This window comes from Kitasatospora sp. NPDC048545 (assembly GCF_040651155.1).
Classification (GTDB): domain Bacteria; phylum Actinomycetota; class Actinomycetes; order Streptomycetales; family Streptomycetaceae; genus Kitasatospora.
Map to the genome: position 1 here is coordinate 43,904 of NZ_JBEZIQ010000035.1, position 15,472 is coordinate 59,375.

Consider the following 15,472-nt stretch of genomic DNA (forward strand, 5'->3'; position numbering starts at 1 on the left):
TCCGCAGGACGGACGCCGACCCTCCGCCGGACCGGCGGCGCGTCACCTCCCGGATCGCCGCCGAGTCTGTCACACCCGCCCCACCAGCCCCGACCTGGTGAAATTCCCTCGTCCCAGCTGTCCGGCTCCCGTAGCGTGGTCCGGTCGTTGATCTTGAGGGCAGAACGGGGCTCCACACCATGCAGCAGTACCAGGGCTGGGCCGACGAACGGTTCGGCGCCGTCGCGGACGCCTTCGCGCGCAACTTCGCCGACTTCCCCGAGCTGGGCGCCGCCGTCACGGTCTTCGCCGGCGGCCGCAAGGTGGTCGAGCTGTGGGGCGGAACGGCCGACGAACGCACCGGCCGGGCCTGGACGCAGGACACCGTGGTGCCGGTGTTCTCGTGCGCCAAGGGCCCGGTGAGCATCTCCGCGCACCTGCTCGCCCAGCAGGGCCGGCTCGACCTGGACGCCCCGGTCGCCCGCTACTGGCCCGAGTTCGCGCGGCACGGCAAGCAGGACGTCACCACCCGGATGATCCTCGGCCACCGCGCCGGCATCCCGGCGCTGGACGCGGTGCTCACGTTCGAGGAGATCGCCGCCTGGGAGCCGGTGATCCGGGCGATCGAGGCGCAGGAGCCGCTCTGGGAGCCGGGCACGGCCTACGAGTACCACGGCCACGTGTTCGGCTTCGCGGTCGGCGAGGTGATCCGCCGGATCACCGGCCTGACCCCGGGCGCGTTCCTGCACAAGGAACTCGCCGACCCGCTCGGACTGCCGGTCCGGATCGGTCTGCCGGAGAGCGAACTCCCCCGCCTGGCGCGGCTGGTGGAGGCGGAGGGCCGCCGCCCGATGCCCGGCCCTGAGCACCTGCTGACCCGGATCGTGACGATGAACGGCGCACTGGTCTTCCCCGGCCTGGACGCGCCGCACGGCTGGAACGACCCGACCCTGCACGCGATCGAGCTGCCCGGTGCGGGCGCCGTCGCCTCCGCCACCGGGCTGGCCGGCCTGTGCGCGGCGGCGGTCACCGGCCTGGACGGCGGGGAGCGACTGCTCTCCACCGAGACGGTCACCGGGATGGTGCGCGAAGTCTCCTCCGGGGCGGGCTTCCTGGGCTTCGACATGGGCGCCCGCTGGGGCTCCGGTGTCCTGCTCGATTCCCCCGCCTTCCGCAAGCTGCTCGGCGCGCGGAGCTTCGGCAACGACGGCGCCGGCGGCCAGTTCGCGTTCGGTGACGACGAGTTCGGCGTCGGCTTCGGCTACGTCGCCAACCGGATGATCGGCCACGGCGACGCCCGGGCGACCCGCCTGATCGACGCGGTGCGCGGGTGCCTGGGGTGACGGACTTCCTCGCGCTCCTCACCGGCCTGGCCGGCACCGGCAGCCTCGGCGAGCTGCGCTACGGCGCCTCGCTGCCCGAACTCGCCGCCCACTACGGCGATCCCTGGGACGGCGGCCGGATCCACCGCGACGACCGCTGGCCGCACGGCTTCAACTGGGGCGACGTACTGACGGTGTTCTGTCGCTGCCGGCAGCTGCACTCACTGTCCCTGCCGGCCTGGTACGGCGAGCTCGAACTCCCGCGACCGGGCGGCGGATCGGTGACGCTCGGCAGCCGCGTCACCGAGACCGAGCTGATGGCCGCGCTGACCGCCTCCGGCCACACCTGGCAGACCGTGACGTACGAGAACCTCCCGTACCAGAAGAACCTGATGTTCTCGCCGGCCGAGGAGGTCCGGGTGGAGCTGGTCCTGACCAACCGGGAGACCTACGACGAGCCGCCGTCGGAGGAGTTCATGCTGTACAAGGCGATGCTGTGGGGCTACGAGCACGTCGAGTGCCCCGAGCCGGACCGTACCCTGCCCGACGACGGCTGGGGCGCGGGCGACCGCTGAGCGGCGGCCGCCCGCGGAGCGGAGCCGGCGGCGGGCCGTTCCGTCCCCTGTGCGGAACGGACCGCCGCCGGCTCCCCGAACTCCCGTACTGCTTCGGCTACTTCGGCTACTTCAGCAGGAAGTCGTACACGGCCTGCCGTCCGGCCGGGTTCGCCGCCCGGGTCTGCACCGAGTGCGCCGCCCCGGGCACGATCACGATCTGCGGGTCGTGCGCCGACTCGGCCTGCTGGTACAGCCATTCGTTGGGCGTGGACAGGTCCCGGTCGCCGCCGAGCAGCAGCACCGGCACGTTCGGCAGCTTGCGGTGCGCCGGCGGTGTCGGCGGGACCTGCTCGCGCGGCCAGTCCAGGCAGACCAGCAGGCTGCCGAGGCCGGTCGCGGTCGCCGGGTCGTACGGCCAGGTCTGTTCGGCGGTCAGCCGCTGCCGGGTGCGCTCCAGCGCCGTCGCGCGTCCCGCGACCGGGGTGTCGGTGGTGCCCCACGGGAAGTGCGAGTCGGCGCACACCGTGGCGGCGTGCAGTCCCTGGCTGAGCAGGTTCGCGGGGGCGGCGTCGCCCTGGTGGACGGTGTCGATGAAGGCCTGGAGTTTGGCCGGCTGCCCGGCGGCGGCCTCGTGCAGGGCCTGCGCGACACCGCCGTAGTTCGGGTCGGTGAACTCGTAGCTGGTGAGGGCGTCCAGGATCTGCGCCCCGTTGCCGTACTGCCGGACGGTGGCGGCGAGGTCGGCGGCCGGGTCGGTGGTGCAGCCGGTGGCCTGGCAGGCGGCGCGCAGGACGCGGGCGCTGGCGGGCAGTGCGGCCAGGTCCAGGGGGTCGTAACCCTGTTGCGGCACCACCGAGTCGAGCACCAGCCTGGCCACGTGCGCCGGGTGGGCGAGGGCGTAGCGTTCGGCGACGAAGGTGCCGTAGGAGACGCCGTCCAGGGTGAGGCGCCGGTCGCCGAGGGCGCGGCGCAACAGGTCGATGTCGGCGACGGTGTCCGCGGTGCCGTAGTGGCGGGCGTTCGGGCCGAGGGCGGCGGCGCAGTCGGCGATGGACTGCCTGCGGGGCGCGGAGAGGTCGGAGGAGCCCATGTCCTCCTGGAGGCCAGGGCATTGGAGCGCGCCGCCTCCGGTGCCGCGCTGGTCGTACATGACCAGGCGGTAGTCCTTCAGGACGGGCTCCATCTTGCCCGCGATCCGCTTCATCAGCGGGACACCGGGCTGGCCGGGGCCGCCGGTGAGGAACAGCAGGTCGCCCTTGGGGGCCTTGGTGTTGCCGGTGACGGCCACCGCGAGGTCGAGGGTGCCGGGGGTGGCGCCGCTGTGGTCGAGCGGGACGGTGAGGGTCCCGCAGGTGAACTCGGGTGCGTCCGGGCAGGGCGCCTGCCCGGTGATCCCGCCGCCGGGTCCGGCCTGGTCGGCCGCGGCAACGACATCAGCGGCGGGGCCGCCGGAGGCGACGGCGGGGGTGGCCAGGGTGGTTCCGGCGACCACCGCGACGGCACCCAGCAGGGCGGCGAAACGGCCGCGCGTGCTCGTCATGTTCGTCCTTCCGCTCGCACCGCGTCCGTACTGACGCGGTCACGGAAGTAGCCTGCGCCCCGGGAGACTTCGATGGCGAGCACGGACACCAGGATTCGTCCAGGGTCGAATCCTGGTCCCCCGGAAGGCGGACGAAACCGCCCCGATCGGTCGTGGCCGGCACGGCCCGGGCGCGGACCGCCTCGCACGGGCAGCGGCTCAACCCGGGCACGCGGCGGACCGCCTCGCACGGGCAGCGGCTCAACCCGGGCACGCGGCGGACCGCCTCGCACGGGCACCGGCTCGCTTCCCGCGTGCCGCGGCGCGGTCCGTCACACCAGCACGCGCGGAAGGACCACCCGCACCCAGTCCTCCGGCCGCGACAGGTGCGGGGCGTGGCCGCCGCCCGGGTACAGGTGCCGCTCCGCCTTCGGCAGGGCGAGGTCGATGAGGTCGAGCACCTCGCCGAACATCGGCGCGCTGTCGTCGCTCTGCGTGAGCAGCGCCGGGTCGGTGAAGCGAGCCAGTCCGGTGAGGTCGAGGTCGAGCGCGTCCGGGTCGCGCAGTTCGTCCAGGTAGGTGGGCGCGTTGCGGATGTAGGTGTGCCGGATGGGCGCGGGCAACTGCTCCCACGCGCCCGGTCCGTAGGCGAGGCTGTCCACGTACAGTTCGGCGGCCGCGGCCGACTCGGCCTGCTCCAGCAACTCCCGGACGGCGGCGATCCGGTCGGCGAAGGCCGTGCCGATCGGGCGCAGGTCGGGGTCGGCGAGCAGGATGCCGGTGCCGGGCGGCTCGTGCACGGCGATCCCCCGGAGCAGGTCTGGAATGGCGGAGGCGAGCCGGAGGGTGACCAGCGCGCCGTAAGAGTCGCCGTAGACGAAGGCCGGGGCGAGGCCGAGCTCCCGGATCAGCCCGGCCAGGTCGGCCGCGTCCTCGTACACCGAACCCTGGGTGAGCGGGTCCTCGCTGCGGCTGTGCCCCCGGCGGTCGTAGACGACGGTGGTGGCGGACTCCGCCAGACCCGGAACCACCCGCGCCCAGGAGTCCCCGTCGCTCCACGAGCCGTGCACCAGGACGACACCGGGTCCCTCGCCGCGGACCTCGTAGTGCAGCGCCACCCCGTTCACCCTGATCTCGGCCATCACGAGCCTCCCGATCTCTGCGGTGCTCCCCCACCAGCCTGACACAACCGCCTGGAAGGCTCAGATCCGCCGGTCCGGGCGGCTGCAGTACCCCGCCACCGGGCCTCCGGGAGGTGCGCGAGGGCCGTGATGCAGGCCGTCATGACGGCCGTCATGCAGGCCGTTATGACGGCCGAACCCGGGGTCCGGCCGAGGACCGGGACGGGATCGGGCCGAAGATCATCCTCACGCGTGATCCCGCCGCCTGGCGTCCATGCCAGGCTCGACGCATGCACTACGCCGTACGCCGGATCGCCGCCGAGGAATGGCGGGAACTCCGCGAGATCACCCTGGAGGCGCTCCGGGACTCACCCGACGCCTTCAGCCTGTCCTACGCCGACGCGGCCGCCCGCCCCGACGGCTACTGGCAGCAGCACGCCGCCGCCGAGGCCACCTCCGGGGACTGCGCCACCTTCACGGTCCGTGACGACCACGGCGCCGTGGTCGGGATCGCCGGCGTCGAACCCATTCCGCACGTCCCCGACACCGCGCACGTCCACGCCGTCTACGTCGCCCCGGCGCACCGCGGTGCCGCCGGCCCCGCCGCCGACCTGGTGAACGCGACCATCCGCCACGCGCGCGACCACATCGACGTGCGGTGGCTGACCCTCGGCGTCAACGAGAGCAACGGGCGCGCGCTGGCCTTCTACCGGCGGCTCGGCTTCGAGGACACCGGCAAGGTGATCCCCTACGTCCGGAACCCGGCCGAGAAGGTCTTCATCCTGGGCTACCCGGGCTTCCGCGACGGCCCCCGGTAGGACGGGCCGCGCCCGCACTCCCAGCCGCTGCGCGTGCGGGCGCGAGCACCAGCGGGCGCGGGTGCGGGTGCGCGGGTGCGCGGGCTCGTGCGGGTGCCGACGGAACGCCCGACGCTCAGCCCATCCCGCGCACCGGCGGCTCGTCCCGGGTGCCGTCCTCCGCCACCACCGTGAACCGCCCGGGCCCCGACGCCGACAGGTCGACCGGGTACAGCGACGCCGTCCCGTTCACGTCCATCTCCGCGCTCCGCCGTCCCGTCGCGGTGTCGACCCGGGTGATCCTGGTGCGGGTCATCGCCCACACCGCCGTCCCGTCCACCACCAGGCCGGTGACCTGGTCGTCCAGCCCCGCCGTCCAGCGCTGCCCGCCGTCCGCGAGCGAGTAGGCCACCAGCCGCCCGGTCGCGCTGCGGCTCGGGTGCTTGCCGCCGCTGATGCTGACGTCCCCGGGCTTCTCCCCCGGCACGATGAACAGGTCCCCCACGACCACCCCGCCGAACAGCGGCCGGGCGTCGAACTCGTCGAAGGCGTGCAGCCCGCCCAGCATGACGTCCAGGTCGTACTCCTCCCCGGAGACCGGGATCGATGCCCGCGGCCGCCCGGCCCGGTCGTAGCTGAGCACGGCGTGCGTCCCGCGCTCGCCCTGGGCGTCCACCCACACCGTGAGCGGGTCGACCGACACCACCGCGAGGTTCTTCAGCCCGCCCTCCACCGGCAGCGCGATCCGCGACCGTTCCTGCCCGTCCGCGGCCACCAGCGACCGCAGGACCGGCGGCGCCTCGCCACACTGCGCCACCGCCACCACGTCCGCCGCCCCGCCCGCGACCTGCAACGGGAAGCAGCCGGCGTCGACCGCGGTGCGCCACACGGCCCCGCCGTCGGTCAGCCGCACCGCCCGCCAGCCGCCCTTCTCCTGCAGGACGGCCTGCTGTCCGGCGACGACGACCACGTCCGGTGCGGCCGCGTCCCCGTCCCGGGCGGGTGCGTCGACGGCGGTGGTCCAGCCCTCACGGCCGTCGGCGAGGTCGAGCGCGGTCACCGCCGCGCACGGCTTGTCGTGCGGCGAGTGGCCGATCAGCCCGACGCCGCCGGTCGCGGCACCGTCCTGGCCGGCCCCGGGTTGTCCCGCCCCGGGTTGTCCCGCCCCGCCCGGCCCGATCCTGCCCTGCCCGATCCCCCGGCTCATCGCGCACACCGAGTCGTTCCCCGGCGGCGACCAGCGCCAGACGACGGCACCGGTGCCACTGCGGTACGCCACCACCAGATCCGGCCGGACCCGCACGACCAGGCCTCCCGCCGTCCAACTGCCCAGCGCGCGGGTCGTGGACGGGCGGTCCAGTGGCGCCTTCCAGGAGTCGTTGAGGCCGTCACCGGCGAAGAGGACGAATATTCCGAACCCCAGCAGTGCCCCCAGGGCTGCCGACGGAAGCCCGCGCCGGGGGTGGATCAGTGCCCAGACGAAGCCCGCACCGCACGGCATCAGCCCGAGGATGCTGATGATGCCCATGTAGGCGAGGCTGTCGCCGCCGAACCCGTTCCCGGGCCCGAACAGCACCGCCAGCCCCATGGTCGCGAACATGGCTCCCAGCACCCCGCCGGAGACCACCATCCAGGTCTCCTTGTTCCAGGCGGACCTGACACCCCACCCCGCCCGGACCACGCTGTCCTCGGGCCCAACGGCCATGCCGGTCTCTCCCCTGCGACGCGCCGCCCACCGCGACAGAACGACGATCATCGGATCGTCGCAGAGCCCCACCATGATCCGAAACAAAGAGCAGGGAAAACCCCGGCCATCACCTGCACATGAGAGGCGCGGAATCAGGCGTTCGTCACGAATCCTCCTGCGGTCCCGGCGCCGGACCAGCACGGGCCAATCTTGGCCCTTCACTTCCGTCCACTTCCGTCCGCGTCCGCCACTCCCCCCATCCCCACCACCCCGGCCCCGCCGACCACCCCAGCCTCTCCGGCCACCGCGGCCCCGCCGTCGCCCCACACCCCGTCCCGCCGACCCGCTCACCGGCCCGCCAGCCCGCGGGGGATCACACCAACAGCCTTGACCGACAACCCAGTTGAGGACGGGGAAAGCTCGACCCGCGACGCGGAGCCGCCGCACCCCCGCCCCTTGATCGCCCGACCGGGTGAGCCTCGCCACCCGGCAGTACGCGCCCGCAGGGGCGGCTCGTTCTGCTGTACGTGACTCCCCGCTCCTCACACCTCCGTTCTTCACACCTCCGCTCCTCACACCTGCGCCGTCACCCGTGCACGGCGTCGCGCCGAGGCTCCCGTGGCCGTGATCGGCCGGGCGACGGCGGCGGTGATCTCCCTGGCGATCCTGCTCGTCCCGGCGGCGGTCACACCGGGCGGCGAACGGTCGCCCGAGATCGGAGCCGGCCGGTAAGCGGGGACGTCGTGGAGGTCGTGGACACCTGGACCTCACCGCTCGGCGCCTGCTGGGCCCAGGTCATGGTGACGCGCCCCCGGGTCACCGGCTGGGTGCCGTGGTCCCTGCTCGCGCACCGCGACCCGTCACCGGAACCGTAGAATCCGACCGTCCACACCAGGGAGGATCACGCGTGTTCCGAGCGCACCGTCCGCGCACACCAGAGCTGACCCCGCGACAGGGGGACGAGCCGGTCAACGGCGTCGCCCTGCTGCTGCCCGGCGGGTTCCTCCGCAGCCGCCGGGGGCCGTTGAAGGTCGCCGAGCTGGGCCTGCGGGAGCTGGCCGGCGAGCTCACCGAACGCGGCCGGCCGCACGGCCTCGCCGTGCACCTGCTGCGCTACCGCTACAGCGGCTGGAACGGCGACGACGCCGACACCGCCGTCGACACCCGCTGGGCGCTCGACGAACTCGCCCGGCGGTACGACGGCGCGCCGGTGGTCCTGATCGGCAACTCGCTCGGCGGACGCGCCGCCTTCTGGTGCGCCGGCCACCCCTCCGTCGCCGGCGTCGCCGGAATCGCCCCCTGGCTGCCCAGCGGCGACCCGGTCGACCAGTTGGCCGGACGCCGGGTGCTGATCGTCCACGGCACCGGCGACCGCAGCGCGGCCAACGCCACCCAGTCGCTGGAGTACGCGCTGCGCGCCCGGCCGGTCGTCCCGGACCTCGCCCGCTACGAGATCCCGGGCGCCAACCACTACCTGATCCGCGAGACCCGCGCCGTCAGCGCCCTCACCACCGCCTTCACCCTCGCCACGCTCGCGGCCGAACCTGCCGCGCTGGCCACCGGCGCGGTCTGCACCCGCCTCCCGGTACGGGTGTAGCGGGCTCGGAAACCCCTCCCCGGTCGGGGCACCGCCCTGTGCACCGACCGGGCTCCGCGACCCGTACCCGGACGGGGCGCCCGGCGGCACGCTGCCCCTGCCGGGTGCACGGCGCACGGACTCGGTCGTTCGCCGGGGTCCCGGGGGTGTGGGCCCCGGGAACGGGCCCCTCACGAAGGGTGTTCCCGGGCGCGGCTTCTCCGGACACGGGTTCTCCGGACACGGATTCCCCCGGCACAGGGGTGCCCATCGGCAGGGCACCCCGGTGACGTTCCCCCGTGAATCCTGCCGATCGGCACATGCACGATCGAGGCCCGGGCGACCACTCTTGGAGTCACCGAACGGCGGCCGTCCGAGCCGCCGGAGATGGGAGTCTCCACCGTGGTCCGCATCCGCGCCGCCCGCAGGCAATCGACCCGACGTCACATCCGTGCGGCCCGCCGGGGGTCGCGCCACCCCGCCGCCATCGCGCTCATCCGCCCGTCACCTCACCGTCCCCCCGGCCCCGCGCCTCACGGCCCCGCGTCTCACGGCCGCACGGCCCTCCGGCTGCGCCACACCCCCGCCGCCCGCCGCGGCGCCGGAGCCACCTCCCCCGCCGCCCGCCTTCCCCGTCCCCCACCTCCCCCGTCAGCCGCCCACCCCGCCGCACACCGTCCCGGCCGCAGGCAGGCCGGGGTTGACGCAGGCCTGCTCGGCGAGCAGGTCGGCGAAGGCCACGGTGAGCGGGTCGGGGCGGGTGCGGGTGTAGGCAGTGAGGGTCCGGCGGATCGGCGGGTCCGGGCGGAGCACGACGCCGTCGAAGTGCGCCGGGACGATGTTGGCGGGCACCAGGGCCGGGCCGAGGCCGGCCGCGGCCAGCAGCGGTGCGGCGGAGGTCTGTTCGGCGCGGACGGCCGCCCGGGGGTGGAAGCCGGCCCGGGCCGCGACACGGTCGAGCAGGTCGGCGAGGCCGTTGTCGGGGGCGTAGTGGACCCAGGCGCGGTCGGCGAGTCCGGCCAGCGCGACCGTACCGGTGGGGCTGTCGGCCAGCGGGTCGTCGGCGGGCAGGACGACGGCGAACTCCTCGACGCCGAGTTCGCGGATCGGACCGTCCCAGTCGGCCGGCTCGGGTCCGATGGCGACGTCGGCGCGGCCGGCGGCCATCGCGGCCTGGAGGCGGTCGGCGTGCGGGTACTCGCGCAGCCGGATCCGGACACCGGGGTGCCGTCGGCGCCAGACGCGCAGGACGGGCGGCAGGATGCCGAGGCTGACGGAGTAGATGGCCGCGACCTCCAGCTCACCCTCCTCCAGTCCGGCCGTACGCCGGGCCACCGTGTGCAGGCGGTCGGCCTCGGCGAGCGCGGCACGGGCGTGCGGCAGGACCGCCCGGCCCATCGGGGTGAGCCGCACGGAGCGCGGCAGGCGTTCGAGCAGCGGTCCGCCGACGGCCTTCTCCAGGGCCCGCATCTGGTGGGAGAGCGCGGGCTGGGTGACGTGCAGTTGCTCGGCCGCACGGGTGAAGGAGCCGGTGTCGACCACCGTGACCAGGTACTGGAGCTGCCGAAGCGTTGCCATGAACAGATTTTATCGCTGCCGTAGAAAACAAGCCTTGGACTCATCACACCAGCTCAGGAGAGGGTCGTGGTGTGGCCGCAGCAGTACGCGACAGGCGGCCGATCCCCCCTCTGCCACCAAGGAGCACCCTCATGTCCGATGACAGTTCTCTCAAGGGCCGACGCCTCGTCGTGGTCGGCGCGGGTTCGCACACCGGGCGGGCACTCGCCAAGGCCGCTTCGGCCGCCGGTGCCGAGCTCGTGCTGGCCGGTCCGGACCCGCGCAAGCTGGAGTGGACGGCCGGTGAGCTGTCCGGGCCGTCCGAGGTGCTCGCGGTCGACCTGGCGGACGAGCGGTCGATCGCCGAACTCGCGGCCCGGGTCGGCCGGTTCGACCACCTGGTGTCCACCGCCGCGATGCCGGCCAACGGCCCGCTGCGGGACCTCGACGCGGCCGATGTGCAGCGGGCGTTCTCGGCGAAGGTGATCGGGCCGATGCTGCTGGCCAAGCACCTGGCCGACCGGGTCTCCGGGAACGGCTCGTTCACGTTCTTCTCCGGTGTGGCCGCCTGGCGTCCGGCGCCCGGCCGCACGGTGATGGCCACGACCAACGGCGCGCTCGCCTTCCTGGTGCAGGCGCTGGCGGTGGAGATCGCGCCGGTCCGGGTCAACGCGGTGTCCCCCGGCATCGTCGACACCGGTTCCTGGGACGGCCTCGGTGCCGACAAGGAGGCGTTCCTGCGGGGCGTCGCCGAGCGCAATCCGGCCCGTCGCGTGGGCAGCACCGAGGACTTGGTCAAGGCCGTGCGCTACGCGATCGACAACCCGTACGTCACCGGCACCGTGCTGCACGTCGACGGGGGCGGTCGCCTTGTCTGAGGCCCGACCCCGGGGAGCGGTCCGCCCCCGCGCCCTGACCCGCACCGCCGCCGTCGCCGCCGCGCTGGCCGCACTGGCGGGCGGCACCGCCGCGGCCGCGCCCGTCCACGACGCCGGGCGCCACCCCGTCCCGCACGCCTGGCCGGAGCGCCTGGTCGACCGCTCACCCGGTCTGGTCCAGCCGAAGGCGCTCACCGTGGACCGTTCGATCGGCGCCCGGCGCGCGGCACAGGAGGTCCACCTGGCCCAGCAGTTGTACACGTTCTGGAACACCGGACAGCAGCAGTACCTGGACGCGGCGATCAGTCCGCGGTTCCGGGACAACACCCTGCCTCCGGGCCGTCCGCAGGGCCCGGCAGGCCCAGCGCTCGCCTCGCGCACCTTCCGCGCCGCCGTTCCGGACCTGACCTGCGAGCTGTCCGACGTCCTGGTCACCGGTGACGAGATCACCGCGAGGCTGGTCTTCCGCGGCCACTTCACCGGAACCTTCAACGGTGTCCACGGCCGCGGCCAGGCCGTCGAGTTCAACGCCATCGACATCCAGCACGTCGGCACCGACCGGATCGTCGAGGACTGGCACATCGAGGACAACACCGCCCTGCTCGCCCAACTGGGCGTCCACGGCTGAGGTCCGTCGCCAGGCCGAGGGGCCGCCGACCGCCGACGCCCGGAAATCACGTTGGCGGTCGGCGACCCCTCCTGCCTATCGTCGGGGGATGACCACCCGAACCTTCCGCATCATGGTGCGCGGCGTCTTCGACGGCCTCACCGACGGGCAGCGCGCCGAGCTCCTCGCCGCCGCGCCCGAGCACGACGTCCTGCACGCGGCCTTCACCCGCGAAGGCCACCTCAGCTACGACCTCTCCGCGCGGGCCGCCTTCACCTTCCGCTTCCTCGACGGCGGCGAGGCCGAGGAGGACATCCTGGAGGCCACCGAGCGGGCCGAGCAGGCAGCGCGCGACTGGCTGGCCGAGCGCGGCTACGGCCACAAGAACCTCCGCTCCCAGGCCGAGGACCTCTCCCAGGCACCCCTCGGCAAACGACAGCGCCGCGCCGCCGGCACCGCCCACTGACCGACCGGCCCCCTCCCCCCCTCCCCCACCTCCTTGACGACTCTTCGCCGAGCTATGCTTGAGCAGTCAAGGAGGTGGCAAATGACAGAGCCGACAGCACGACCGGCATCAGCGCCGACGACCGCACCGACCACCGAGCCGTCAGCGGAGCCGACGACGGAGCCATCAGGTCCGGTCCTGGGCGCCGACCCGCTGGAGACCGCCCTACGACTGGTCCGCGCCCAGGCAGCCGTGGTCAAGCGGTTCGACGCGAGCCTCAGCAGCCTGCACGGCGTCAGCCTCTCCGACTTCACCGTGCTGCTGCACCTCGCCCAGGCCCCGGGTGCCCGGATGCGCCGGGTCGACCTCGCCGACGCCCTCGGCCTCACCGCCTCCGGCGTGACCCGGGGCCTGGCGCCGCTGGAGCGGATCGGCCTGGTCACCCGCGAGACCGCGGCCCGCGACGCACGGGTCGCGTACGCCGCCCTCACCCCGACCGGCCGCGAGCGGCTCGCCGAGATGCTGCACACCGCCCGCCAGGTCGCCACCGACCACTTCGCGGCCGAACGGTGGAGCCCCCAGGACCTCGGCCACCTGTCGGCCCTGCTCACCCGGGCCGGCGGCGCCGCCCCCGGCACGCGGCTCGGCTGAGCGGCTCGACTGAGCGGCACACCACCCGGCCCGCCGCCGAGCGCCCGGAACGGCCCCCGACGCCCCACCGGACACCCCGCGCCCTACGCTGAACCAGCACCGCCCGCACCGCCCGCACCACCGCGAAGGGCACCGCCATGACCCACACACCCGGCACCCCGCCCGGCCGGGAGCCCGCCCTCGCCGACACCCAGCGCGCGCACTGGCAGCGGACCCACACCGCCAACCCCGGGATGTACGGCGAGCATCCCTCCGCCCCCGCCCGGTACGCCGCCGAGGTCTTCGCCGCCGCCGGCGCCCGCGAGGTGCTGGAGCTCGGCGCCGGGCACGGCCGCGACGCGCTCCACTTCGCCCGCGCGGGCTTCCACGTGCTGGCCACCGACTTCAGCCCGACCGGCCTGCAGCAACTGCGCACCGCCGCCGCGGACCAGGGCCTGGCCGACCGGCTCGCCGTCACCGCCCACGACGCCCGCGACCCGCTGCCCCTCCCCGACGCCTCCGTCGACGCGGTCTTCGCCCACATGCTGCTCTGCATGGCGCTCTCGACCCGGGAGATCGAGGCACTCGTCGCCGAGGTCCGCCGCGTCCTGCGCCCCGGCGGCGCCTTCGTCTACACCGTCCGGCACACCGGCGACGCCCACTGCGGCGCCGGCACCGGCCACGGCGACGACGTCTGGGAACACGGCGGATTCGCCGTCCACTTCTTCTCCCGCGAGCTGGTGGACGCGCTCGCCGCAGGCTGGCACCTCACCGACGTCCACCCCTTCGACGAGGGCGAGCTGCCCCGCCGCCTCTGGCGCATCACCCAGGAGACCCCGCGATGACCGCCCCCGACCGCACCGCTCCCACGACCGACCCGAACGGCCCGAACGGCCCGACCGGCCCGAACACGCCGGACGCCACCACCCCCGACCTCACCGTCGACGGCACCGGCCTGCTCTGCGTCCAGCTCCTGCTCCGCCTGCGCGCCCGGATCGCGCACCTCCCGGCTGGCGCGGTGGTCCACATCCACACCACCGACCCCGCCGCCCCGCTCGACCTGCCCGCCTGGTGCCACCTCACCGGCCACGAGTACCTCGGCCGGATCCCGCACGAGGCCACCGACCACGAGGTGTACGGGCTACGTCTCACCTCCGCCCCGGTCGTCACCCGCCCCGACCGCCCCTGGCACCCGGCTCCCGCCCCCACCGACTGACCCGTCCCTCCCCCCATCGACCGGCATCCGACCGGAGGCCCCGGACACGAACCCCCGGCCGCGAGCCCCCCGACGCGCAACCCCCAGCCGCGAGCCCCCGGCCGCGAACCCCGCACGAAAACCCCGCACGCCCGGCCCGACCCCCGTCACAGACTTCCCTCGTGCCCGCGCCCACCACCGGTCCCTGCCTCGGCCGCCCACCCGACGCCCGCCTCCTCCCGCTCACCTGCGACGACCTCGGTCCGGACGAGTCCGTCAACCTCGCCGTGATCGGCGCCGTCCGGACCGGCATCGCCGCCTCCGGCAGCCCGATGACCCCGTGCGCCGCCGCCCCGCACGCGCTCCGCCTGCTGCGGCAGCACCCGGAGGTGCCGTTCGGCGTCCACCTCACGCTGGTCTGCGAGGCGCCACATCTGCGCTGGGGCCCGCTGTCCGCCCGCGACCAGGTTCCGTCCCTGCTCACCGACGACGGCGGGTTCTTCGCCCCCCACGCCCGCCGGACGGGCCGAACTGCCGGCCCGCGCCCGCATCGACGCGGCGACGACGGCCGGCCCCTCCCCGACCCGCCTCGACCTCCACTGCCTCGCCGACGGCGGCCTTCAGGGCATCCTCGACCTCGCCCTCGCCCTCGGCACCGAGTACGGTCTGGCGGTACGGGTCCGGCAGCCGCCCGCGCTGGGCCGACTGCGCAAGCGAGGACTTCCCGTCGTGGACCACGCCTTCCTCGACGGCTTCACCGTCCCGCTGGACGACAAGCCTGCCCACTACTTCCGCCTGCTCGCGGCCCTGCGCCCGGGTCTGACCGAATGGGCGCTGCACCCCAGCCTGGCCGGCCCGAACCCAGCCGCCCCGAACGACGGTTGGCGGGTCCGTCGCACCGACTGCGACTTCCTGGTCTCCCCCGGAGCCCGCCGCCTCGCCGCCTCGCCGCCGAGCACGGCATCACGGTCCTCGACCACCGCCCGCTGCGGGACGCCTGGCAACGGGCCCGAGAACGGCTCACACCCGACTTCCCTCCGCCCCCCGGTGTGCCGCGATGATGGACCACGAACAGCCGAGGACCACAGGGAGGTTGACCACCATGGACCTGACCCTGCACTGCCACTGGCGCGACCTGAACGGCCCGTGGGCACTGACCGTCAGCCACAACGGCCACGAGTGGCAGCTGTTCGCCGGCACACCCGTCGGATCCGAGTCGCTCCCCTTCGCCGGCCCGGACGAGGTCCGCCGGCTCGCCCAGGCGCTGCTGGACCTGCCCGCCGAACCCGAACCGTACGAATGCGAATGGCAGCTCTCGCAGACCGAAGTCATCCACGACAAGCGCGAGTTCACCCACTACGCCACCTTCGCCGTCGGCCTCGACCCCAGCGACGGTCACCGCCCGTACCTCGCCTACCAGTCCTACTTCCACTGGGGCCAGACCACCGCGCTGGGCCTGGAGGTGATCTGCGAGGACCCGCCGGTCGACGACCTCCGCGCCCAGGCCCACGCCTTCCTCACCGGGCTCCCGGGCCCCGCCCGCCCCCAGCGGTAGCAACCGCACCCGGCACCGGAGCGGGCGCCCGAGCACACACTCGCGCC

General features: G+C 74.4%; 16 protein-coding genes and 2 pseudogenes. 14 read left to right on the forward strand and 4 right to left on the reverse strand.

What is annotated here, in order from left to right:
* The first annotated feature begins 179 nt into the window (after nt 1-179).
* Nucleotides 180-1,322 carry a serine hydrolase domain-containing protein gene (locus AB0D10_RS28860; protein WP_360261879.1) on the forward strand — a complete coding sequence of 381 codons (1,143 nt, stop codon included), beginning with the start codon at nt 180-182 and terminating at the stop codon, nt 1,320-1,322.
* On the forward strand, nt 1,319-1,876 hold the full coding sequence (locus AB0D10_RS28865) for a hypothetical protein (protein ID WP_360261880.1): 558 nt from the start codon (nt 1,319-1,321) through the stop codon (nt 1,874-1,876). The genes AB0D10_RS28860 and AB0D10_RS28865 overlap by 4 nt, the downstream gene beginning before the upstream one ends.
* Before the next feature lie 106 nt (nt 1,877-1,982).
* Here the strand turns inward: AB0D10_RS28865 and AB0D10_RS28870 are convergent, their stop codons facing one another.
* Both AB0D10_RS28870 and AB0D10_RS28875 read right to left on the reverse strand, forming a co-directional pair.
* Nucleotides 1,983-3,398: an alpha/beta fold hydrolase gene (locus AB0D10_RS28870; RefSeq protein ID WP_360261881.1), complete on the reverse strand. Its 1,416-nt coding sequence runs from the start codon at nt 3,396-3,398 to the stop codon at nt 1,983-1,985.
* Nucleotides 3,399-3,709: 311 nt separating this feature from the next.
* On the reverse strand, nt 3,710-4,519 hold the full coding sequence (locus AB0D10_RS28875; RefSeq protein ID WP_360261882.1) for an alpha/beta hydrolase: 810 nt from the start codon (nt 4,517-4,519) through the stop codon (nt 3,710-3,712).
* A 269-nt stretch (nt 4,520-4,788) separates the two neighbouring features.
* Between AB0D10_RS28875 and AB0D10_RS28880 the strand changes: the two genes are divergently transcribed.
* Nucleotides 4,789-5,316: a GNAT family N-acetyltransferase gene (locus AB0D10_RS28880; RefSeq protein ID WP_360261883.1), complete on the forward strand. Its 528-nt coding sequence runs from the start codon at nt 4,789-4,791 to the stop codon at nt 5,314-5,316.
* A 115-nt stretch (nt 5,317-5,431) separates the two neighbouring features.
* Here the strand turns inward: AB0D10_RS28880 and AB0D10_RS28885 are convergent, their stop codons facing one another.
* Complete coding sequence (locus AB0D10_RS28885) at nt 5,432-7,000, reverse strand: PQQ-binding-like beta-propeller repeat protein (RefSeq protein ID WP_360261884.1); 1,569 nt, start codon at nt 6,998-7,000, stop codon at nt 5,432-5,434.
* A gap of 734 nt (nt 7,001-7,734) precedes the next feature.
* Here AB0D10_RS28885 and AB0D10_RS28890 point away from each other — a divergent pair.
* Together AB0D10_RS28890 and AB0D10_RS28895 are read left to right on the forward strand one after the other, a co-directional pair.
* On the forward strand, nt 7,735-7,857 hold the full coding sequence (locus AB0D10_RS28890; RefSeq protein WP_360261885.1) for a hypothetical protein: 123 nt from the start codon (nt 7,735-7,737) through the stop codon (nt 7,855-7,857).
* Between the two features lie 32 nt (nt 7,858-7,889).
* Nucleotides 7,890-8,579, forward strand: a complete 690-nt coding sequence (locus AB0D10_RS28895) for an alpha/beta hydrolase (RefSeq protein ID WP_360261886.1) — start codon at nt 7,890-7,892, stop codon at nt 8,577-8,579.
* Between the two features lie 630 nt (nt 8,580-9,209).
* Here AB0D10_RS28895 and AB0D10_RS28900 read toward each other — a convergent pair.
* Nucleotides 9,210-10,136 (reverse strand): LysR family transcriptional regulator, encoded by a 927-nt coding sequence (locus AB0D10_RS28900; protein ID WP_360261887.1) that lies wholly within the window; start codon nt 10,134-10,136, stop codon nt 9,210-9,212.
* Nucleotides 10,137-10,267: 131 nt separating this feature from the next.
* Here AB0D10_RS28900 and AB0D10_RS28905 point away from each other — a divergent pair, with 131 nt between their 5' ends.
* The 9 genes and pseudogenes from AB0D10_RS28905 to AB0D10_RS28945 all read left to right on the forward strand — a co-directional run bounded on the left by AB0D10_RS28905 (nt 10,268) and on the right by AB0D10_RS28945 (nt 15,425).
* Complete coding sequence (locus AB0D10_RS28905; RefSeq protein WP_360261888.1) at nt 10,268-10,993, forward strand: SDR family oxidoreductase; 726 nt, start codon at nt 10,268-10,270, stop codon at nt 10,991-10,993.
* Nucleotides 10,986-11,621: an ester cyclase gene (locus AB0D10_RS28910; RefSeq protein ID WP_360261889.1), complete on the forward strand. Its 636-nt coding sequence runs from the start codon at nt 10,986-10,988 to the stop codon at nt 11,619-11,621. Before AB0D10_RS28905 ends, AB0D10_RS28910 begins: the two co-directional genes overlap by 8 nt.
* A gap of 88 nt (nt 11,622-11,709) precedes the next feature.
* Nucleotides 11,710-12,066 (forward strand): DUF6204 family protein, encoded by a 357-nt coding sequence (locus AB0D10_RS28915; protein ID WP_360261890.1) that lies wholly within the window; start codon nt 11,710-11,712, stop codon nt 12,064-12,066.
* A gap of 81 nt (nt 12,067-12,147) precedes the next feature.
* Nucleotides 12,148-12,696 carry a MarR family transcriptional regulator gene (locus AB0D10_RS28920; RefSeq protein ID WP_360261891.1) on the forward strand — a complete coding sequence of 183 codons (549 nt, stop codon included), beginning with the start codon at nt 12,148-12,150 and terminating at the stop codon, nt 12,694-12,696.
* A gap of 137 nt (nt 12,697-12,833) precedes the next feature.
* Nucleotides 12,834-13,520, forward strand: a complete 687-nt coding sequence (locus tag AB0D10_RS28925; protein ID WP_360261892.1) for a class I SAM-dependent methyltransferase — start codon at nt 12,834-12,836, stop codon at nt 13,518-13,520.
* Complete coding sequence (locus AB0D10_RS28930) at nt 13,517-13,891, forward strand: sulfurtransferase TusA family protein (protein ID WP_360261893.1); 375 nt, start codon at nt 13,517-13,519, stop codon at nt 13,889-13,891. Before AB0D10_RS28925 ends, AB0D10_RS28930 begins: the two co-directional genes overlap by 4 nt.
* Before the next feature lie 266 nt (nt 13,892-14,157).
* Nucleotides 14,158-14,316: pseudogene (locus tag AB0D10_RS28935) on the forward strand (ChbG/HpnK family deacetylase); the annotation flags it as partial.
* Between the two features lie 103 nt (nt 14,317-14,419).
* Nucleotides 14,420-14,749 (forward strand): annotated as a pseudogene (locus tag AB0D10_RS28940) (ChbG/HpnK family deacetylase); the annotation flags it as partial.
* 214 nt (nt 14,750-14,963) lie between these two features.
* Nucleotides 14,964-15,425: a hypothetical protein gene (locus AB0D10_RS28945; protein WP_360261894.1), complete on the forward strand. Its 462-nt coding sequence runs from the start codon at nt 14,964-14,966 to the stop codon at nt 15,423-15,425.
* Nucleotides 15,426-15,472: the final 47 nt, after the last annotated feature.